The organism is Nonomuraea roseola, assembly GCF_039535395.1.
Lineage (GTDB): Bacteria > Actinomycetota > Actinomycetes > Streptosporangiales > Streptosporangiaceae > Nonomuraea > Nonomuraea roseola.
In genome coordinates this window covers 284,846-305,080 of sequence record NZ_BAAAXC010000013.1, presented here as the reverse complement: position 1 = coordinate 305,080, position 20,235 = coordinate 284,846, and the positions used below count along the sequence as shown (strand labels likewise).

Annotated in this window: 20 protein-coding genes; 17 read left to right on the top strand and 3 right to left on the bottom strand. The window is 70.9% G+C overall.

Annotated elements, in window-relative coordinates; all coding sequences use genetic code 11:
* Window positions 1–13: 13 nt before the first annotated feature.
* Window positions 14–973 carry an HAD-IIA family hydrolase gene (locus tag ABFX55_RS18130; RefSeq protein ID WP_346122480.1) on the top strand — a complete coding sequence of 320 codons (960 nt, stop codon included), beginning with the start codon at window positions 14–16 and terminating at the stop codon, window positions 971–973.
* 15 nt (window positions 974–988) lie between these two features.
* On the opposite strand, the gene ABFX55_RS18125 is transcribed toward ABFX55_RS18130, so the two are convergent.
* The gene (locus tag ABFX55_RS18125) at window positions 989–1,336 is read right to left on the bottom strand and encodes an SCP2 sterol-binding domain-containing protein (RefSeq protein WP_346122478.1); all 348 of its coding nucleotides are present in this window, start codon (window positions 1,334–1,336) and stop codon (window positions 989–991) included.
* A 155-nt stretch (window positions 1,337–1,491) separates the two neighbouring features.
* On the opposite strand from ABFX55_RS18125, the gene ABFX55_RS18120 reads away from it, so the two are divergent.
* The 13 genes from ABFX55_RS18120 to ABFX55_RS18060 all read left to right on the top strand — a co-directional run bounded on the left by ABFX55_RS18120 (window position 1,492) and on the right by ABFX55_RS18060 (window position 14,473).
* Entirely contained in the window at window positions 1,492–1,638 is a 147-nt protein-coding gene (locus ABFX55_RS18120) for a hypothetical protein (protein ID WP_183662050.1), read from the top strand.
* The gene (locus tag ABFX55_RS18115) at window positions 1,635–2,447 is read left to right on the top strand and encodes a TlyA family RNA methyltransferase (RefSeq protein ID WP_346122476.1); all 813 of its coding nucleotides are present in this window, start codon (window positions 1,635–1,637) and stop codon (window positions 2,445–2,447) included. Before ABFX55_RS18120 ends, ABFX55_RS18115 begins: the two co-directional genes overlap by 4 nt.
* Window positions 2,444–3,343 (top strand): NAD kinase, encoded by a 900-nt coding sequence (locus ABFX55_RS18110; protein WP_346122474.1) that lies wholly within the window; start codon window positions 2,444–2,446, stop codon window positions 3,341–3,343. Before ABFX55_RS18115 ends, ABFX55_RS18110 begins: the two co-directional genes overlap by 4 nt.
* A 50-nt stretch (window positions 3,344–3,393) precedes the next feature.
* Window positions 3,394–5,127, top strand: coding sequence for a DNA repair protein RecN (gene recN / locus ABFX55_RS18105; RefSeq protein WP_346122472.1), 1,734 nt, complete (start codon window positions 3,394–3,396; stop codon window positions 5,125–5,127).
* Between the two features lie 73 nt (window positions 5,128–5,200).
* Window positions 5,201–6,397, top strand: coding sequence for a putative cytokinetic ring protein SteA (gene steA / locus ABFX55_RS18100; RefSeq protein WP_183662042.1), 1,197 nt, complete (start codon window positions 5,201–5,203; stop codon window positions 6,395–6,397).
* Entirely contained in the window at window positions 6,394–7,362 is a 969-nt protein-coding gene (locus ABFX55_RS18095; RefSeq protein ID WP_346122470.1) for a copper transporter, read from the top strand. Before steA ends, ABFX55_RS18095 begins: the two co-directional genes overlap by 4 nt.
* 1 nt (window position 7,363) lies before the next feature.
* On the top strand, window positions 7,364–8,197 hold the full coding sequence (locus tag ABFX55_RS18090) for a hypothetical protein (protein ID WP_346122468.1): 834 nt from the start codon (window positions 7,364–7,366) through the stop codon (window positions 8,195–8,197).
* Between the two features lie 61 nt (window positions 8,198–8,258).
* Complete coding sequence (murJ, locus tag ABFX55_RS18085; protein ID WP_346122466.1) at window positions 8,259–9,860, top strand: murein biosynthesis integral membrane protein MurJ; 1,602 nt, start codon at window positions 8,259–8,261, stop codon at window positions 9,858–9,860.
* A gap of 2 nt (window positions 9,861–9,862) precedes the next feature.
* Entirely contained in the window at window positions 9,863–11,245 is a 1,383-nt protein-coding gene (locus tag ABFX55_RS18080; protein WP_346122532.1) for a glycosyltransferase family 4 protein, read from the top strand.
* A gap of 359 nt (window positions 11,246–11,604) precedes the next feature.
* Entirely contained in the window at window positions 11,605–12,597 is a 993-nt protein-coding gene (locus tag ABFX55_RS18075) for a TerC family protein (RefSeq protein ID WP_379479244.1), read from the top strand.
* Between the two features lie 155 nt (window positions 12,598–12,752).
* Entirely contained in the window at window positions 12,753–13,346 is a 594-nt protein-coding gene (locus ABFX55_RS18070; protein WP_376773320.1) for a phosphatidylserine decarboxylase, read from the top strand.
* Entirely contained in the window at window positions 13,333–14,163 is an 831-nt protein-coding gene (pssA, locus tag ABFX55_RS18065; protein ID WP_346122462.1) for a CDP-diacylglycerol--serine O-phosphatidyltransferase, read from the top strand. Before ABFX55_RS18070 ends, pssA begins: the two co-directional genes overlap by 14 nt.
* A 49-nt stretch (window positions 14,164–14,212) precedes the next feature.
* Window positions 14,213–14,473, top strand: coding sequence for a hypothetical protein (locus ABFX55_RS18060; RefSeq protein WP_183662030.1), 261 nt, complete (start codon window positions 14,213–14,215; stop codon window positions 14,471–14,473).
* Window positions 14,474–14,609: 136 nt separating this feature from the next.
* Here ABFX55_RS18060 and ABFX55_RS18055 read toward each other — a convergent pair whose 3' ends face one another.
* Window positions 14,610–15,266, bottom strand: a complete 657-nt coding sequence (locus ABFX55_RS18055) for an MBL fold metallo-hydrolase (protein WP_346122460.1) — start codon at window positions 15,264–15,266, stop codon at window positions 14,610–14,612.
* On the bottom strand, window positions 15,263–16,051 hold the full coding sequence (locus ABFX55_RS18050) for a maleylpyruvate isomerase family mycothiol-dependent enzyme (RefSeq protein ID WP_346122459.1): 789 nt from the start codon (window positions 16,049–16,051) through the stop codon (window positions 15,263–15,265). The genes ABFX55_RS18055 and ABFX55_RS18050 overlap by 4 nt, the downstream gene beginning before the upstream one ends.
* Before the next feature lie 179 nt (window positions 16,052–16,230).
* Between ABFX55_RS18050 and uvrA the strand changes: the two genes are divergently transcribed.
* The 3 genes from uvrA to ABFX55_RS18035 all read left to right on the top strand — a co-directional run bounded on the left by uvrA (window position 16,231) and on the right by ABFX55_RS18035 (window position 20,199).
* Window positions 16,231–19,071, top strand: coding sequence for an excinuclease ABC subunit UvrA (gene uvrA / locus ABFX55_RS18045; RefSeq protein WP_346122457.1), 2,841 nt, complete (start codon window positions 16,231–16,233; stop codon window positions 19,069–19,071).
* Between the two features lie 144 nt (window positions 19,072–19,215).
* Entirely contained in the window at window positions 19,216–19,626 is a 411-nt protein-coding gene (locus tag ABFX55_RS18040) for a Rieske (2Fe-2S) protein (protein ID WP_246453722.1), read from the top strand.
* 105 nt (window positions 19,627–19,731) lie between these two features.
* A complete protein-coding gene (locus tag ABFX55_RS18035; protein WP_346122455.1) occupies window positions 19,732–20,199 on the top strand; it encodes a Rieske (2Fe-2S) protein in 468 nt (155 codons plus the stop codon).
* Window positions 20,200–20,235 lie beyond the last annotated feature (36 nt).

Genomic DNA, 20,235 nt, shown 5'->3' with positions numbered 1-20,235 from the left:
AGAAGAGGCGCGGGTGCTGATCGACGGATACGACACGTTGCTGCTGGACCTCGACGGTGTCGTCTACCTGGGCAGGCAGGCCGTTCCTCACGCCGCCGAGTCGCTGGAGCGGGCCGCGGGGCGGGTCAGGCTGGCCTACGTGACGAACAACGCCTCCAGGAGCCCCGCCGCGATCGCCGAGCACCTGACCCACCTGGGGGTGCCCGCGACGGCGGAGGACGTGGTCACCTCGGCGCAGGCCGCCGCGCGGCTGATCGCCGAACGGGTGCCGCCCGGCGCGCCGGTGCTGGTCGTCGGTGGCACGGGGCTGCGGATGGCCGTCAGGGCGCAGGGCCTGCGTCCGGTGACCGTGGCCGCCGACGAGCCCGTGGCCGTGGTCCAGGGCATCGCGCCCGACCTGTCGTACGGCCTGCTGTCCGAGGGCGCGCTCGCCGTACGGCGGGGCGCCTGGTTCGTGGCGGCCAACGGCGACGCCACGATGCCCACGGCCCGCGGCGAGCTGCCGGGCAACGGCGCGATGGTGCGGGTGATCGCCGCGGCCACCGGCGTCGAGCCGGTCTACGCGGGCAAGCCCGCCCCGCCGCTGCACCGCGAGTCGATGATCCGCACCGGTTCCGAGCGCCCGCTGGTGGTGGGCGACAGGCTCGACACCGACATCGAGGGCGCGACGAACGCGGGCGTCGACAGCCTGCTCGTGCTCACCGGCGTCGCCACGCCACGCGAACTGCTGACCGCCGCCCCCGCGCACAGGCCGACGTACGTCGCCGAGGACCTGTCGGCGCTCCACAGGGCCTATCCGAAGGAGCGGCGGGGCTGGCGGGCCGGCTGGTCGGACGGCAGGCTGCACCTCGAAGGTGACGGCGAGTGGATCGAGGGGCTGAGGACGGCCTGCGAGGCGGCGTGGAAGGCGGCGGGCGAGGGGCGGATGGACGGGGACGCGCTCAAGCCGGCGCTGGAGACGCTGCGCGTCTGAGCCCGGCGAAGGACGTCACAGCAGCCTGCGCAGGCGCAACAGGTCGCCGAAGCTCGCGTCGATCTTGACCCTGCCACCCAGGAGGGCGCGCGCCAGGTCGAGTTCGCCGTCGACCAGCGCGATAAGGTCGTCGCTCGTGATGGTCAGCTTGACGTCGGCGGGCCTGCCGTCGACCGGCGGTCTCTCGTCGAAAGGGTCGAGGCCGTCGTGGTGCAGCCTGCCGTAGAACATGACGTCGAGGTCGGAGACGCGGCAGCTGACGGTCCGCTCGACCACGTGCTTGGCCCTTGACTCCGCGTCGATGTCGTCGAACTGCTCGACGAGCTTGCCGAGCGCCGCCCTGCACTCCTCGAGGGTAGCCATGCTGGTCGTCCTTCCCGTTCTCGCCGTTCCTACGGACGGTAGCGTTCCACATGGGGAGCATCTGAGATCCGGCACGCCGGAAAACCCGCCCCCCACCCTGCCCAACGCGCGAGGGGGTCGCCAGAGTGTCGGTGCGGTCCGATACGGTCGAAGACATGATGGAGATCGGTGACGAGCGCGTCGACGCGGTGGTGGCGGGCCTCGTCCAGGCGGAGTCGCTGCCCGTGAGCGATCACGTGAAGGTGTTCGAGGAGGCGTTCTCCGCCCTTGAGGAGACGCTGGCCTCGGTGGACGACCAGTGAGCCGTCGCGTCAGGCTCGACAGCGAGCTCGTACGGCGGGGCCTGGCCAGATCCCGCGAGCAGGCGGCCCAGCTCATCACCGACGGCAGGGTGAGCGTCGGTGGCCAGGTGGCGGGCAAGCCCGCGACCCAGGTCGACACCGCCTCGGCGATCGTCGTGGCCGAGTCGGCGGAGGGCCCCGACTACGTCTCGCGCGGCGCCCACAAGCTGCTCGGCGCCTTGGAGGCCTTCCCCCGGCTGCGCGTGGCGGGCCGTCGCGCGCTCGACGCGGGCGCCTCCACCGGCGGGTTCACCGACGTCCTGCTGCGCCACGACGTCGGCCACGTGCTGGCTGTCGACGTCGGCTACGGCCAACTGGCCTGGTCGCTGCGCACCGACGAGCGCGTCACGGTGATGGAGCGCGTCAACGTCCGCGACCTCACGCCCGAGATGGTCGGCGAGGCGCCCTCGCTGATCGTGGGCGACCTGTCGTTCATCTCGCTGCGGCTCGTGCTGCCGGCCCTCGTCGCGGTGGCCGCCCCCGAGTCTGACTTCGTGATGCTGGTCAAGCCGCAGTTCGAGGTGGGCAAGGAGCGCGTGGGCGCGGGCGGCGTGGTGCGCGACCCCGAGCTCAGGGCCGGTGCGGTGCGCGATGCCGCAGCCAAGGCCGTCGAGCTGGGGCTGACCGTGCGCGGCGTCACCGCCAGCCCCCTTCCTGGTCCTTCGGGCAATGTCGAATACCTGCTCTGGCTGGGCAAGGGAGAAGGTGAGCCCGCGGTCGAGGATCTCGACGCCGCGATCGAACGGGCAGTGGCGGAGGGGCCGCAATGAAGCGCACGGTGCTGGTCACCGCACACACGGGGCGTGAGGCCGCGATCGACAGCGCGCACCTGGTGATCGACAGGCTGCTCGACGCGGGCCTGGCCGTCAGGGTGCTCGAGGCCGAGGCCGAGGACATCGGCCGCAGGGGCGTCGAGGTGATGCCCTCCGACCCCAGCGCGGCCAAGGACGCCGAGATGATGATCGTCCTCGGCGGCGACGGCTCGCTGCTGCGCTCGGCCGAGATCGCCAGGCCCGCGGGCACCCCGCTGTTCGGCGTCAACCTCGGCCACGTGGGCTTTCTCGCCGAGGCCGAGGTCGACGACCTGGCCGCCGCCGTCGACTCCGTGGTCGAGGGCCGCTACGACGTCGAGGAGCGCATGACGCTCGACGTCACCGCCAGGCAGAACGGCCAGATCATCGCCGACACCTGGGCCCTCAACGAGGCCACGGTGGAAAAGCGCGAGCGCATGCTCGAGGTCGTCGTCGAGGTCGACGGGCGGCCGCTGTCACGCTGGGGCTGCGACGGAGTGATCTGCGCGACCCCGACGGGCTCGACCGCCTACGCCTTCTCGGCGGGAGGCCCCGTCGTCTGGCCCGAGGTCGAGGCGCTGCTGCTGGTCCCGATCAGCGCGCACGCCCTGTTCGCCAAGCCGCTCGTGGTCTCGCCGCGCGCCACGCTGGCGGCCGAGATCCTGCCCAACACGCCGGGAGGTGTGCTGTGGTGCGACGGCCGCCGCCGTTTCGACCTGCCCGCCGGCACGAGGGTGGAGGTCCGCAGATCCACCCATCCCGTACGGCTGGCCCGTCTGCACGGCATCGAGAACACCGGCGCCCCCTTCACGGACAGGCTGGTCGCCAAGTTCGAATTGCCTGTACAGGGCTGGCGCGGAAGGGTGCGTCCCTGAGTCAATGGTGACGGGAGCGCGTAGGATCGCATGCGCACAGGTGTTCGGCTATGTCGACGGGACAGGAGTGGCCAGTGCGACCCAGGGTAGAGGAGGTTCGCATCCAGGGGCTCGGCGTGATCGACGAGGCCGTCCTTGAGCTCTCGCCCGGCTTCAACGTCGTCACGGGCGAGACGGGGGCGGGCAAGACGATGGTCGTCACCGGGCTCGGGCTGTTGTTCGGCGGCCGTGCCGACCCCGCCAGGGTGCGTCCTGGCGCCGACAAGGCCACGGTGGAGGGCACGCTCGTCGTCGAGTCGAAGGGCCGCGTCGCCCAGCAGGTGGAGGACGTCGGCGGCGAGGTCGAGGACGGCGAGCTGATCATCTCTCGCACCGTCTCCGCCGAGGGCCGCTCGCGCGCGTGGCTGGGCGGGCGCACGGTTCCCGTCGGCACCCTGACCTACCTGGCCGACGACCTGGTGGCCGTCCACGGCCAGATGGACCAGCAGCGGCTGCTGCAGCCGGCCAGGCAGCGCGCGGCCCTCGACCGCTACGCGGGCGAAGACCTGGTCAAGCCGCTGCGCGCCTACACGCAGACCTACAAGCGCCACAAGCAGGTCGCCGCCCTCCTGGAGGAGCTCACCACCAAGGCGAGGGAGCGCGCCCAGGAGGCCGACATGCTCCGCTTCGGCCTGGAGGAGATCGAGAAGGTCGACCCCAAGCGCGGCGAGGACGTCGAGCTGCGCGCGGAGGAGGAGCGGCTCTCCCACGCCGACGCGCTGCGCGGCGCCGCGACCACCGCCCACACCGCGCTGCTGGGCGATCCCATGGATCCCTCAGGCGACACGCGCGACGTGATCTCGCTGCTCGGCGAGGCCCGCACGGCCGTCGAGGCGGTGCGCGACTTCGACCCCCAGCTGGCCGGCGTGGCCGACCGGCTGGCCGAGGCCGGCTACCTGATCTCCGACGTGGCCACCGACCTGGCCGCCTACGCCGAGTCCATCGAGGCCGACCCGGCCAGGCTCGCGGCCGTCCAGGAACGCCGCTCCGTCCTTTCCGGGCTCGTCAGGAAGTACGCCGAGGACAGCGCGGGCGTGCTGGCCTGGGCGCAGGCCTCGGCCGCCAGGCTCACCGAGCTCGAGGGCGACGACGACCGCATCGGGGAGCTGACCACGGAGCACGAGGAGCTGAGCGCCAGGCTGGGCGAGCTGGCCGCCGAGCTCACCAAGGTCAGGTCCGCCGCCGCCGAGCGCTTCGGCGCCGCGGTCACCGAGGAGCTGACCGCGCTGGCCATGCCCCACGCGAGGGTCGTCGTCCAGCTCAGCGAGGCCGCGGAGTACGGCCCCGAGGGCGTCGACGAGGTCGAGCTGCGCATGTCGGCGCACCCCGCCGCGCCGCCGCTGCCGCTCAACAAGGGCGCCTCAGGCGGTGAGCTGAGCCGCGTCATGCTGGCCATCGAGGTCGTCTTCGCGGGCGCCGACCCCGTGCCGACGTTCGTCTTCGACGAGGTCGACGCGGGGGTGGGCGGTAAGGCCGCGGTCGAGATCGGACGGCGCCTGGCCAGGCTGGCCCGCACCGCTCAGGTGATTGTCGTCACTCACCTGCCGCAGGTCGCGGCCTTCGCCGACCAGCACCTGGTGGTGGAGAAGGCGGGTGACGGCAGCGTGGTGCGCAGCGGCGTGGTCACCCTCGACCACGACGGCAGAGTGCGTGAGCTGTCGCGCATGCTCGCCGGGCTGGAGGATTCCGAGCTGGGCAGGGCCCACGCCGAAGAGCTCCTGGGAATGGCCGCCGCCGATCGGTGATCCTCCGTGACAAATCTGACACGCCGCGCTGTCCGCGACCACCCTGCTCTCTCGCTCTGGCAGGATGGTCTTGATGAAGGTTCCGGCGAACAAGATTCCGGGCCTCCGCGGTAGGAAGGTCAACGACCTTCCCGGTGTCACGGCAGTGGCGAGAATCGATCGAAGGACGAAGAGGCTGACCAAGCGCCTCAAGTCCGGTGAAATCGCGATTATCGATCACGTCGATGTTGACCGGGTGAGCGCGGAGGCACTGGTCGCGTGCGGTGCGGCGGCGGTGGTGAACGTGGCCGCGGGCATCAGCGGCCGCTACCCCAACCTCGGCCCGCAGATCATCGTCGAGGCCGGCCTGCCCTTCGTGGACGGCGCCACGCCGGAGCTGTTCGAGAGGCTGCGCGACGGCGATGTCGTCAGGCTCCACGACGGCGTCGTCTACCACGACGAGGAAGTGATCGGCAAAGGCGAGGTGCAGACGCCCGAGACGATCGAGGCGGCGCTCGCCGAGGCGCGAGCGGGGCTCGCAGTGCAGATCGAGGCCTTCGCCGTCAACACCATGGAGTACGTCAGGGGCGAGGGCAAGCTCCTCATCGACGGGGTCGGCGTGCCCGACATCCGCACCTCCATGGAGGACAGGCACGTCCTGATCGTGGTGCGCGGCTACCACTACAAAGAGGACATCGCCACGCTGCGGCCGTACATCAGGGAGTACAGGCCCGTGCTCGTCGGGGTCGACGGCGGCGCGGACGCGCTGCTGGAGGCCGGCTACCAGCCCGACCTGATCGTCGGCGACTTCGACTCCGTCTCGGCCAAGGCGCTGACCTGCGGCGCCGAGCTGGTCGTGCACGCCTACCGCGACGGCCGCGCGCCCGGCCTCGAGCGGGTCCACCAGCTCGGGCGCGAAGCGGTGATCTTCCCCTCCACCGGCACGAGCGAGGACATCGCGATGCTGCTGGCCGACGACAAGGGGGCCGAGCTCATCGTCGCCGTCGGCACCCACGCGACACTGGTGGAGTTCCTCGACAAGGGGCGCTCCGGCATGGCGAGCACGTTCCTCACCAGGCTGATAGTCGGCAGCAAACTCATCGACGCCAAGGGCGTCAGCCGCCTCTACCGCAGCCGCATCTCCACCCCGCAGCTGATCCTGCTGGTGATCACCGCGATGATCACCATGAGCGTGGCGATCTTCATCTCGCCCATCGGCAAGACATGGCTGATCAGCCTGCAAGACGCCTGGAACTCCTTCATCTTCTGGTTGGTCGGACTCTTCTCGTGATCGATTTCCGCTATCACCTCGTCTCCATCGTCGCGATCTTCCTGGCGCTGGCCGTCGGCATCGTGATGGGCACGACGCTGCTGTCCAACCCGGCGATCGAGTCGGCCCTGCAGACCGCCGACGATCTGCGCAAGTCCAACAGCGAGTACCGCGACCAGCTGGCGGCGCTGCAGGCCAGGGAGGCGGGCAACGACGACTTCGTCACCGCCGAGGTCCCCGCGCTGGTACGGGCGCAGCTGACCGGCGAGAGCGTGCTGCTCGTGGCCGCCCCGGGCAGTTCGGGCACGCTGCGCGAGCAGAGCGTGCAGGTGCTGACCGAGGCGGGCGCCACGATCAGCGGACAGGTCACGATCGCCGAAAAGTACCTCGACCCGACGCAGGCCAACTTCATCGACCAGCTGACGACCCAGCTCAAGCCCGCGGGCCTCACGCTGCCCGGCACCGATCCGTACAAGAACGCCGCCACGGTGCTGGCAGCCGCGCTCGTCACCGCCGACGACACGCAGGCCGGCACGGAGAACACCACCACGGTGGGCGTACTCGACGGCTTCGAGAAGGCAGGGCTGCTCAGCGTCGACGGCACCCCGGCCAAGCGGGCAACGCTCGCGCTGGTCCTCGCTCCCGACACGCCGTTCGCGGGGGAGAAGGCACAGGCACAGGCCGGTGCGCTCGTCTCGCTGGCAGGAGGGCTCGACGACGGTTCCCAGGGCTCCTCGCTCGCGGGCATCCTGGCCGCGACCCAGCCAGGCGGCGTCATCGCCGCGCTGCGCGACACGGGCGACGTGGCCGCGAAGGTCTCCACCGTCGACACCCTCGATATGCCCGCGGGCCGTGTCGTGGTCGTCTACTCTCTCCGGGAGCAGCTGGACGGCCGCGCGGGCCAGTACGGCATCGGCCCCGACGCCTCGGAGTTCCAACCGGCCTCCTCCGCCGCGACCCCTTCGCCCACCACGTCAGGGAGCTGACATGGCTCGTGCTCTGCTCGGCGCGCTCGCAGGCGCCGTCCTCGGTGCCGTCGCGGCCAGGGCCGCCTACACCGCGCTCACCGCCAAGGCGCGCTCCAAGGAGTGGGAGCGCACCAACCACAGGGGCGAGACGCTCACCCTGCTGGAGGGCCCCGCCTTCGTCGCCGGCGCCGCCGGCGCGCTGGCGATCGCGCCCGGCCTCCCCGCCAAGGCGCGACTGGCCGCCGTGCTCGCGGGAGCCGGCAGCGGCGCCCTCGGCGCCTACGACGACCTCTACGGCGGCTCCTCCTCCAAGGGCTTCAAGGGCCACCTGTCGGCCCTGGCCAGAGGACAGGTCACCAGCGGCGCCGTCAAGATCTTCGGCATCGGAGCCACCGGGCTCGGCGCGGCGGCCCTGGTCTCGCGCGGCCCGCTCGACACCCTGGTCAACGGCGCGGCCATCGCGGGCAGCGCGAACCTGGCCAACCTGTTCGACCTGCGTCCCGGCAGGGCCATCAAGGTCGGGCTGATGGCAGGGGGCCCGCTGCTGGCGGCCTGCCTGCTCAGGCGCGACGCGGTCGGCGCCGCGCTGGTCGCGGTGCCGCTCGGCGCGGGAGCCGCGCTGCTGCCCGAGGACCTCGGCGAGCAGGCCATGCTGGGCGACGCGGGAGCCAACGCGCTCGGCGCGCTGCTCGGCCTGGCCGCTGTGACCACGCTGGGCCGCCGAGGCAGGTTCGCCCTGCTGGGCACGGTGGCCGCGCTGACCGCGGCGTCGGAGAAGGTCAGCTTCACCAAGGTCATCGCCGCCAACCCGGTGCTCGACAGGATCGACATGCTGGGCCGCCGCCCCGCGTGAGTTGTCGGTCGCGTCTGCCAGGATGGCCTCTGATGTCGGGGGCCCTTCAGGGAGGCGGTGGGTGGTGACGCGGGGGGTGGCGGGCGCCGCCGTGCTCATCGGCGCCATCACGGTCCTCGCCAGGATCACCGGCTTCGCCAAGCAGGCCGTCTTCGCCGGCACCGTCGGCACCAACTGTCTCGGAACGGCCTACGCGACGGCCAACCAGATTCCCAACATCGTCTTCGAGGTCGTGGTCGGCGGGGCGCTGGCCGGAATGGTGGTCCCCGTCCTCGCGGGCGCGGCCGGCAGGGCGCAGGTCGGCCGCATCACCTCGGCGCTGCTCACCTGGGTGCTGGTCGTGCTGGTGCCGCTGGCCGTGCTGACCGCCGTGCTGGCCGGTCCCGTCATGGGGCTGTTCTCCTTCGTGGGCTGCGACGCCGCCGCGGTGAGCGCGCTGGCCACCCGCATGCTGGTGGTCTTCGCCCCTCAGATCCCGCTGTACGGCCTGGCCGTCGTGCTCTACGGCGTCCTGCAGTCGCACCAGCGCTTCGCGGGCCCGGCGGTCGCGCCCCTGGTCTCCAGCATCGTCGTCATCGTGGCCTACCTGCTGTTCGTCCCGCTGAGCGGCGACATCAGAGACCCCGGCGCGCTGCCCACCCCCGCCGAGCTCGCGCTGTCGGTCGGCACCAGCCTCGGCGTGCTCGCCCTCGTCCTCACCGTCACAGGGCCCGCCCTCGGCCTGCGCCTCAGGCTGCGGCCCACGCTGCGCTTCCCCGAGGGGGTGGCGGCCCAGGTCCGCGCCCTGGCCATGGCGGGCATCGCGGGGCTGCTCGCCCAGCAGGCCACGATGGTCGTGGTGCTGCTGCTCTCGAACAACGCCATCGGCGGCGGAGCGCTCGTCGTCTACAACTACGCGTGGGCCATCTACCTCGTGCCCTACGCGGTGCTGGCCGTACCGATCGCCACCAGCACCTTCCCCGGGCTGTCCGCGCACGCGGCCGGGCAGGCGTGGGAGCCCTTCGCCGCGCTGGCCGCCCGCACGACCAGGGCGGTCGTGCTGGTCTCGGGCCTGGCCGCAGGCGCGCTGGCCGCTGCCGCGGGCCCGGGAGCGGTCGTCTTCCTCGGGTCGCTGACCGACGTGCCCCCGCCCGAGCTGGCCCGCGCGATCGCGCTGTTCGCTCCTGGCCTGGTCGGCTACGGGCTGATCGCCCACCTCAGCAGAGTCCTCTACGCGGCGGGCAGAGGCAGGGCGGCGGCGACGGGCACCGTGGTGGGGTGGGTGGTGGCGATGCTCGCCCAGGTGGGCTTCGTCCTGGCCTTCCCCGAGGGCTGGCAGGTCGGCGGCCTGGCGCTCGGCATGACCGCGGGCATGACGGTGGGCGGCGCCTGGCTGCTGGCCGCCGTGGCGAGGGCGAGGGGGTCCGCGCCGGTGGAGGGTGTGGCCCGCGCGACCCTGGCCGCCTTCGTGGGCGGTGGCGCGGGGTTCGCGGCGGGCTCGGCGCTGGTGGCCCTGGTTCCGGCGACCGGCCTGCTCGCCCTGACAGGCCTCGCGCTGCTGGCTGGCTGCGTGGCGTTGGCCGTCGGCGCGGCGGTCGTCGCCCTGGTCGACAGGGCCGACGCGGCGGCGCTGGCGGGAATGGTGCTGCGGCGACGACGTGACGAGTCACGGATGGGTGGTTGACGATGCGGGTGGCCTTCGTGCTCGGCACGACCTCGGGCGGCACGGGCAGGCACGTCATGATGCTGGCCGAAGGGCTGCTGCGGCGCGGACACCAGGTGCTGGTCGTCGGCCCCCGCAGCGTGGAGGAGCAGTTCGGCTTCCGCGCGGCCGGGGCGGTGTTCGTGCCCGTGCAGGTCTCGGATCGGCCGCATCCGGTCAACGACGTCAGGGCGGTGGCGCGCATCAGGCGCTGCCTGAAGGAGGCGGATGTCGCCCATGCCCACGGTCTGCGGGCGGGGGCCCTCGCGGCGCTGGCGGGAGGGCGCACGCCGCTGGTGGTGACCCTGCACAACGCGCTGACCGCCGGTGGGCTGGTCGGGGCGGTCTACGCGGTGCTGGAGCGCGTCGTGGCGCGCGGGGCCGATCGGGTGCTGACCGTCTCGCCCGACCTGGGCGACAGGATGCGCGCGCTGGGGGCACGCGACGTGCGCGCCGCCGTGGTGCCGGCGCCGCCGCTGCGGGCGGCCACCAGGCCTGTGCCTGAGGTGCTGGAGGAGCTGGGGGCGGCGGGACGGCCTGTGGTGCTGACGATCGCGCGGCTGGCCCAGCAGAAGGGCCTCGACACCTTGCTCGACGTCGCGGCTGAGTGCGCCCCCGGAGACGCCGGCGGCACCGGGGGCGGCGGTGACGGCGATACCGCAGGTGGCGCTCCGGGTGAGGGCGACACCGGGGGAGTGGCTGGCGGTGGGGCTGACACCAGCGGTGATGTTCGAGGTGAAGGTGACACCGGGGGAGTGGCTGGCCGTGATGCCGGCACCAGGGGTGAGGCTCGAGGCCAGGACGACACCGAGGGAGACGCCGGCGGTGAAGGCGGCGCTGGGGGTGACCGTGAGGGTGAGGGCCGCTCGGGTGACTTCGGTGGTGCCGGCCGCAGGGGATCGCGAGGTTCGGTCTCCATCGGGCAGCCGTTGTTCCTCGTGGCGGGGGAGGGACCGCTGCGTGCGGCGTTGCAGGCGAGGATCGACGCCGAGCGGTTGCCGGTGCGCCTGCTCGGCAACAGGGACGACATCCCCGACCTGCTCGCCGCCGCCACGCTGGTCGTGTGGCCGAGCCGTTGGGAGGGCCAGCCGCTGAGTTTGAGCGAGGCGCTCATGGCGGGCAAGCCCGTCGTCGCCACCGCCGTGGGGGGAATTCCCGAGCTGATGGGTGACGCGGGGGTGCTGGTGCCGTACGGGGACGTGGATGCGATGCGCGCGGCCGTACGCGAGCTGATCGACGACCCGGCCGAACGGCGGCGACGGGCGCAGGCCGCGGCGCGAAGGGGAGCAGAGCTCCCCGACGCCGCGGACGCGGTCGAGGCGGTGCTCGCGGCCTACCCGGCGCCCACCGGCGGTGGGAAGAAGTAGGCAGGTCCTTCCCTGCCGGCTGGACGCCGACCGGCAGCCGCGGGGAAGGAGACTCTCCGGTGTCGGCCGGTGGCGGGAGGGGGTGGGTGGTCGCTCCCGGTGTCGGCGGGTGGCGGGAAGGGGAGGAGGGCTGAATTCGAGGGCTCTCGGGGGGTCGGTCGGTGACAGGGGATGATTAGGCGGGGCAGGGGCGTTCTCCTATACTGCTTGGGTTAGGGAGGGGAGTATCCCTTCGCGACAGCCTCGTCATCACGGTTCGCCCCGCTCCACGGGGCTCCCGGGGCTGCCGGTCCACTTCATCGTGTGGGCGGGAGAGACCTCCGGCTGTCAGTCATGCGCGCCGGAGGGTTGGTATCACTGTGGGTGAGCCGTTGTGGGCTTGGGTCGTCGTCATCGTCGGTCTGCTTGTCGTCATCGCCGTAGACCTGTGGATCGTCGACCGCGGTGAGGCCCGCGAGTTCTCGATGAAGCAGGCCGGTTTCTGGGTCAGCTTCTACGTGCTTCTGGCCATCATCTTCGGCATCATCCTCTGGGCGACTCAGGGCGCGACCCATGCGGGACAGTTCTTCGCCGGCTACATCACCGAATACAGCCTCAGCGTCGACAACCTCTTCATCTTCTTCATCATCATGGGACGCTTCGCCGTTCCGAAGGTCTACCAGCACAGGGTGCTGCTCGTCGGCATCCTGATGGCGCTGGTCATGCGCGGCATCTTCATCGCGCTCGGCGCGGCGGCGCTGCAGAGGTTCAGCTGGCTGTTCTACGTCTTCGGCGCCTTCCTGCTCTACACCGCGATCAACCTGATCCGCCAGCACGGCCACGACGAGGACGAGTTCAGCGAGAACGCGCTGCTGCGCTGGGTGCGCAGGGCCTTCCCCACGACGCCCGACTACGTCGGCCACAAGGTGACCGTCAAGATCGACGGCAGGCGCATGGTCACCCCGATGCTGATCGTCATGGTCGCCATCGGCACCACCGACCTGCTGTTCGCGCTCGACTCGATTCCGGCCATCTTCGGCCTCACGCAGGACCCCTTCATCGTCTTCACCGCCAACGCCTTTGCGCTGATGGGGCTGCGTCAGCTCTACTTCCTGCTGGGCGGACTGCTGCAGCGGCTCGTCTACATCAGTTACGGTCTGGCGTTCATCCTGGGCTTCATCGGGGTTAAGCTGATTCTGGAGGCCCTGCACGCCAGCCATGTGTCGTGGGCTCCCGAGGTGCCCATCTGGGTGTCCCTGTCCGTGATCGGCGTGACGATGGTCGTCACCACCGTGGCGAGCCTGCTGAAGTCGCGGAGCGACGCGCGGAAGGGGAAGGAAATTCCCACCTCCGCGAGTGCCAACGAGGGCTAGCGCGACGGTGGTCAAAGGCGCTTTGCTTCGTGTAAGGGTTTCGAGTTCTGTAACATCTCGGCAAAGCGCCCGTCCATAGTCACCATCAAAGGTTGTCAGTGTCAGACGATTCCGCAAGCCGCCTGCAGAGCCGCCGCGTGCGGCTTGCCCGCGGTGTGTCTCCATGGCTCTTCCCGACCGTGGCCGCCGCGGCCGCCACGACGCTTCTCAGCCGCCGTGACCGGCGCTGGGGTGTGGCGGCCGTGCCGCTGACCGCGCTCACCGGAGCCATGCTCTGGTTCTTCCGCGACCCCGACCGTGTGCCGGGGGAGGGAAGGATCCTCTCTCCAGCCGACGGCGTCGTGCAGAGCATCGACTCCTGGCCGGACGGGCGCACGCGCGTCGCGATCTTCATGAGTCCGCTGAACGTGCACGTCAACAGGGCACCCCTTGCGGGAACTGTCACCTCCGTGCAGCATGTGGCGGGTGGGTTCCTGCCGGCTTTCAACAAGGACAGCGACCAGAACGAGCGCGTGGTGTGGCATTTCGAGACCGCGCTCGGCGACATCGAGATGGTGCAGATCGCGGGCGCGGTGGCGCGCAGGATCGTGCCGTACGTGAACGTCGGGGACAAGCTCTCGCAGACGGAGCGGATCGGCCTCATCAGGTTCGGCTCGCGCGTCGACATCTACCTTCCCGAAGGAATCTCACCCGCGGTGACCGTGGGCGACAAGACGGTGGCGGGGGTGACTCCCATTGACCGCGGCTGACGCTGGAAGCTGGCAGGCCGACGACGAGGAGCCGCGCGGACCGGTGGGCAAGGCCTTCCGGCTCTCCGCGGCCGACTCGCTGTCCCTCGGCAACGCGCTGTGCGGCTTCCTCGCCGTGTGCGTGCTCGCCTCCTCGGCCATCCAGGCGCTGAAGGCGGGAGACGGCTTCCTGCCCGACCCTCGCTACTTCGCCACCGCGGTGGTCCTGCTGCTCATCGGAGCCACCTGCGACCTGTTCGACGGCCTGGTGGCGCGGCGTTTCCGCGCCTCGGCCATGGGCGCCGAGCTCGACAACCTGGCCGACGTGATCAGCTTCGGCTTCGCGCCCGCCTTCATGGTCGTCATCTGGGGCGGCTTCACCGGCAAACTGCCGCTCACGGCGGTGATCGTGGCCGCGGCCTCGGTCCTCATCGCGGGCTGCGTGCGACTGGCCCGCTTCGCCTGCGTCAAGACCAAGAGCGGCGACTTCATGGGTCTGCCCATCCCGATGGGCGCGATGACGGTCGTCTCGATCGTGCTGCTGTTCCAGCCCAACTGGTTCTCGCTGGCCGCGGTGCTCGCGGTCGCGTGGCTGATGGTGAGCCGCATCGAATACCCCAAGCCCAAGGGGCAACTGGCGGCGGTCGTGCTCGCCTGGATCATGATCAACGTGGCCTGCCTCACGACGTGGGCGGCCTGGCCGCAGGGCGGCGACACGCTCATCCAGGTCGGCGCCACCATGCAGATCGCGCTCGTCACGGCGATCCCGCTGCGGGTGCTGTTCTTCAAGCGTGAGCAGCGCAAGGAGCGCAAGGAATCCGCGAGCGTCGGCGACTGACGAGCGCCCGCGCCTGCTGAGGGCGTGCTCGCTGGGCTTCAATGGGAGCATGCGCGAGCACACCCGCACCTACTTCCTCGGCCGGCTGGCCGGCGAGCTCGAACTGCGCGGGCTCTCCACCCGTCTGCGCGCCGACCCGCCTTCGCTGCGGGTCGGCGAGCCGGGCCCCGGCCACCTCACCGAGACCGTCGACTGCGTCGCGCTGGACGAGGGCTGGTTCTACCGGTGGTCGTGGGGCGAGGTGCTGGCCAGCACCGCCGATCCCGGGGCCGCCGCCGACCGCATCGTCCGCATCCTCTCCGGTTCCTGACCGTCATCCTGTACGGCAGGCCCCCAACGCCCCCCGCGGTCACCGGTGCCGCTCCGTCCAGGGGACGCTCCGGGGAGCCGCCGCCGCGCCGCCGCAACGGAGGGCCGCCAGCGTCTGCCGTACACGAGAAGCGCGGCTACCAGCCGCGGGCCCGCCACTCGGGCAGTGAGGGCCGCTCCGCGCCCAGGGTGGTGTCCTTGCCGTGGCCCGGGTACACCCAGGTCTGGTCGGGCAGCCGGTCGAAGAGCCGCTCCACCACGTCGTCGTAGAGCTGGGTGAAGCGCTCGGGGTCCTTGCCCGTGTTGCCCACGCCGCCGGGAAACAGCGAGTCGCCGGTGAACAGGTGCTGCTGGCCGTCGCCGCCGTCGTAGAGCAGCGCGATCGAGCCGGGCGTGTGGCCGCGCAGGTGGATGACCTCGAGCGTGACCACGCCCACCGAGATCCTGTCGCCGTGCTCCACCAGCCGGTCGGGCGCGATCGGCAGAGCGCCCGCGTCGAGCGGGTGGGCGATGGTCGCCGCGCCCGTCACCTTGACCACCTGCTCGAGCCCCTGCCAGTGGTCGCCGTGCTGGTGGGTGGTCACCACGGCGGCAAGGGGCTGGTCGGTGATCAGCGCGAGCAGCCTGTCGGGCTCGGCGGCGGCGTCGATGAGCACCCCCTCGCCGGTGTCCGTGCAGCGCAGCAGGTAGGCGTTGTTGTCGAACGGGCCCACGGCGAGTTTGGTGACGGTGAGCTTGGACAGCTCCCGCACGTCGGCGGGGCCGCCTACCTGAACATCGCCTGTGTAAGTCATGGGCTCTCCTCTGGGTAGGTGTCGGGAGGCGCCGTCGGGAGGTTCGCGGGGGCGGGCATGGTCAGCCAAGGGGGTGGCGACGGCAGCCGGTCGCCCTCGGCGCGCGGCCCCTCGTACCCCACCCTAATCCTCTCCCCGGCCGACCGTCCGGTCAGCCAGGCGAGCACGTCGCGGGCCGTGCCCCGCACCACCGGTCCCTGACCAAGCTCGGTCCACTCCAGCGCGGGCTCCTCCAGCACGATGGCGCCGACCGTGCTCCTGCCGTACGGCCAGCAGGCCAGGCAGTCGTGCAACTCCCTCAGCACGAACGCCTCCGGCCAGTCGCCGGGGGTGTAGCCGGCGCGGAGGTCGACATGGTGGAGCTCCAGCTCGCGCACCCGCCGGACCAGCACGTACCAGGCGGGGTGCGGGGGTGGTCTGAGCGCGCGGACCATGGCCGACCAGGCGGGCTGCGGCAGCTCCTCGATCGCCGCGGCCAGCCGGGCGGCGCTGAGCTCCAGGTCGGCGCGGTGCTCGGCGGCCCGCCTCGCCGCTCCCTCCTCTATCTCGGCCGCCCGCGCGGCGGGGTCCGGGTACTGCGGCGTCTCGATCCCCGTCCTGGCCCAGCGCAGCAGGTTCACCAGCCCGTCGGCGTTGCGGGCGAGGTGGGCCAGCACATGGCCTCTGCTCCAGCCCGGCAGCGCTGAGGGTGCGGTGACGTCGGCGTCGCCCAGGTCGGCGGCGGTCGCCATGAGCCTGTCGGTGGCGGCCGCGACCTCGGCACGCAGGGACGGGAGAACGCTCATGCGGGCATAATGCCGCAGTTCACGTGGTTGAACCTGCAAGGAACCGGTACCGGCTCGGGAGAAAGCCGTACTCTGGTGAGGGAAGTTTCCGACGGGGCGCCAGCGGACCCCCGAAATTGTCGGACCCTCCCTCTACCATCCCCCGTGGACCTATCAACACCTTCGACGTCGGGATCACCGTGGCAGACCGTTTGATCGTGCGTGGCGCACGTGAACACAACCTCAAGGACGTCTCGCTGGACCTTCCGCGAGACTCCCTGATCGTCTTCACCGGGCTGTCCGGCTCGGGCAAGTCGAGCCTGGCCTTCGACACGATCTTCGCCGAGGGGCAGCGCCGCTACGTCGAGTCCCTGTCCTCCTACGCCAGGCAGTTCCTCGGCCAGATGGACAAGCCCGACGTCGACTTCATCGAGGGTCTGTCTCCCGCGGTCTCCATCGACCAGAAGTCGACCAGCCGCAACCCCCGCTCCACGGTCGGCACCATCACCGAGGTCTACGACTACCTGAGGCTGCTGTGGGCGCGCATCGGCAAGCCCCACTGTCCCGCCTGCGCCCGCCCGATCGCCAGGCAGACCCCCCAGCAGATCGTCGACAGGGTGATGGAGCTCGAGGAGGGCACCCGCTTCCAGGTGCTCGCCCCCGTCGTCAGGGGCCGCAAGGGCGAGTACGCCGAGCTGTTCCGCGAGCTGCAGACCAAGGGCTTCGCCAGGGCCAGGGTCGACGGCACGGTGATCCGCCTCGAAGAGCCGCCGACGCTGAAGAAGTACGAGAAGCACGACATCGAGGTCATCGTCGACCGGCTGTCGGTGAAGGAGTCCTCGCGCAGGCGGCTGACCGACTCGGTGGAGACCGCGCTGACACTGTCCGGCGGCACGATCACGCTCGAATTCGTCGACCTGCCCGAAGACGACCCCGGCCGTGAGCGCTTCTACTCCGAGCACCTCTACTGCCCCTACGACGACCTGTCGTTCGAGGAGCTCGAGCCGCGCTCGTTCTCCTTCAACTCCCCCTTCGGCGCCTGCCCCGAGTGCACCGGCCTGGGCACCAAGATGGAGGTCGACCCCGACCTCGTCGTGCCCGACCCCGAGAAGACGCTCGGCGACGGCGCGCTCAACCCCTGGGCCGGCGGCCACACCAGCGAGTACTTCGTGCGCCTGGTCGAGGCGCTGGGCCTGACCATGGGCTTCAACCTCGACACCCCGTGGGAGAAGCTGTCGAAGAAGGCGCAGAAGTCGCTGCTCTTCGGCCACGACGAGCAGGTCCACGTCCGCTACAGCAACCGCTACGGCAGGCAGCGCTCCTACTACACCACCTACGAGGGCGTGATCCCGTGGGTGCAGCGCAGGCACGCCGAGGCCGAGAGCGACTCCACGCGTGAGCGCTTCGAGGGCTACATGCGCGAGATTCCGTGCCCGACCTGCGAGGGCCGGCGGCTCAAGCCGGTCTCGCTGGCCGTGACCGTCGCCGACAGGTCCATCGCCGACGTCTCGGGCATGTCGATCGGCGAGTGCGCCAAGTTCCTCGCCTCGCTGAAGCTGTCCGACCGCGACATGCACATCGCCGAGCGGGTGGTCAAGGAGATCAACGCCCGCATGGGCTTCCTGCTCGACGTCGGCCTCGACTACCTCACGATGGACCGCGCGGCCGGCACCCTGGCAGGTGGCGAGGCGCAGCGCATCCGCCTGGCCACGCAGATCGGCTCCGGCCTGGTGGGCGTGCTCTACGTCCTCGACGAGCCGTCCATCGGCCTGCACCAGCGCGACAACATGCGCCTTCTCGACACCCTGATCAGGCTGCGCGACATGGGCAACACGCTGATCGTCGTCGAGCACGACGAGGACACCATCGCCGCCGCCGACTGGGTGGTCGACATCGGTCCGGGCGCGGGCGAGCACGGCGGCCAGGTCGTGGTCTCGGGCACCGTCCAGGACCTCCTCGACAGCGAGGAGTCGATGACCGGCGCCTACCTGTCGGGCCGCAGGTCCATCGCCGTTCCCGCCAAGCGCCGCAAGCGCGACAAGAAGCGGCAGATCACGGTGAAGGGCGCCCGTGAGCACAACCTGAAGGGCGTCGACATCGACTTCCCGCTCGGGGTGTTCACCGCGGTCACCGGTGTGTCGGGCTCGGGCAAGTCCACGCTGGTCAACGACATCCTCTACAACGCCCTGGCCAAGGAGCTCAACGGCGCCCGCACGGTGCCCGGCCGTCACTCGCGGGTCAACGGCATGGACCAGGTCGACAAGGTGGTCCACGTCGACCAGTCGCCGATCGGGCGCACCCCGCGCTCCAACCCCGCGACCTACACAGGGGTGTTCGACCACGTCCGCAAGCTGTTCGCGGCCACGACCGAGGCGAAGGTGCGCGGCTACCAGCCGGGGCGCTTCAGCTTCAACGTCAAGGGCGGGCGCTGCGAGGCGTGCGCGGGCGACGGCACCATCAAGATCGAGATGAACTTCCTGCCCGACGTCTACGTCCCCTGCGAGGTCTGCCACGGCGCCCGTTACAACAGGGAGACGCTGGAGGTCCACTACAAGGGCAAGACCATCTCCGAGGTCCTCGACATGCCGATCGAGGAGGCGCTGTCGTTCTTCGAAGCCATCCCGGCGATCAAGCGGCACCTGCAGACCCTCAACGACGTCGGCCTGGGCTACGTGCGGCTCGGCCAGCCCGCGACCACGCTGTCGGGTGGTGAGGCGCAGCGCGTGAAGCTCGCCTCCGAGCTGCAGCGCCGCCAGACCGGCCGGACGATCTACGTGCTCGACGAGCCGACCACCGGTCTGCACTTCGAGGACATCAGGCGGCTGCTGGGCGTTCTCGGGCGGCTGGTCGACGGCGGCAACACGGTCATCGTGATCGAGCACAACCTCGACGTGATCAAGACGGCCGACTGGGTCATCGACATGGGCCCCGAGGGCGGTTCCCGCGGCGGCACCCTGGTGGCATCGGGCACGCCCGAAGAGGTGGCGCTCGTGGACGAGAGCCACACGGGCCGCTTCCTGCGCAAGATCCTTTCCGTCTGACGCCCGCGCGATCCCCGGCAGGGGCCCGGATTCGGGACCGCCGGGGGGTCTCAATAGGCTGAACAGAAGGTAAAGGCCCGGCCTGACATGGGCGTCGGGGGATCGCGGAGGGGCGACATGGCAGGCGAGGAGCGGGGTAGCGGCATGCCCGCATGGGGTCGGCGTGAGGTGCTGGGAGCGACGGGCGTGGCCGTGTGCGGAGCGGCGCTGGCGGGGTGCGCGGGCGCCGACGGCAGCGCCGCGGCCATCGTGCCGCCCGGCATCAAGGGCAAGGTCATCGCCAAGAAGGCGGACGTCCCGGTGGGCGGCGGCAAGGTGATCAACGAGTGGAAGATCGTGATCACTCAGCCCACCTCGGGCGTCTTCAAGGCGTTCACCGCCAACTGCCCGCACAAGGGCTGCTCGGTGGGGCGCCCCGAGGACGGCGTGATGACCTGCCCCTGCCACGGCAGCGAGTTCGCCCTCGACAGCGGCAAGTGCCTCAAGGGCCCGGCCAAGGCGCCGCTGGCGGAGTTCCCTCTCAAGGTCGAGGGCGACGGAATCGTCATCCTGTGAACCCGTAAAACTGCCTGGTGCGAGGGATCGGCTCAGGGGAGGCTGAACCGGCGCGCACGCGCTGCCGTACCTGAGAAGAGACAGCGAACCTGGAGGGTGATCATCATGGCAGAGACGACACGTCGCGCGGTGGTGCTGGGAGCCGGGGGTGTGAGCCTGGGCGCGCTGCTCACCGCCTGCGCCGGTTACGGCCAGCCGGCCGACACCGTGGCCGAGCAGGAGCCCACGCAGTCGGATTCGTCGGCCCCCGAGCCCACGAAGTCGAAGAAGGCAAAGAAGCCCGCAGGGGAGGAACTGGCCAGTACGGCCGACATCCCCGAGGGCGGTGGCAAGGTCTTCGCCCAGCAGAAGGTCGTGGTGACGCAGCCCTCAGCGGGCGAGTTCAAGTGCTTCTCGGCCATCTGCACCCACCAGGGGTGTCCGGTGGACAGCGTCGAGGACGGCACCATCAACTGCCCCTGCCACGGCAGCAAGTACAACATCGCCGACGGCTCCGTCGCCAACGGGCCCGCGACCAAGGCGCTGGCAGAGAAGAAGATCACGGTCGACGGCGAGAAGATCTCGCTGGGTTAGAGCGCGTCCTTTCACAATTTTCTCAGCTGTCTGCGG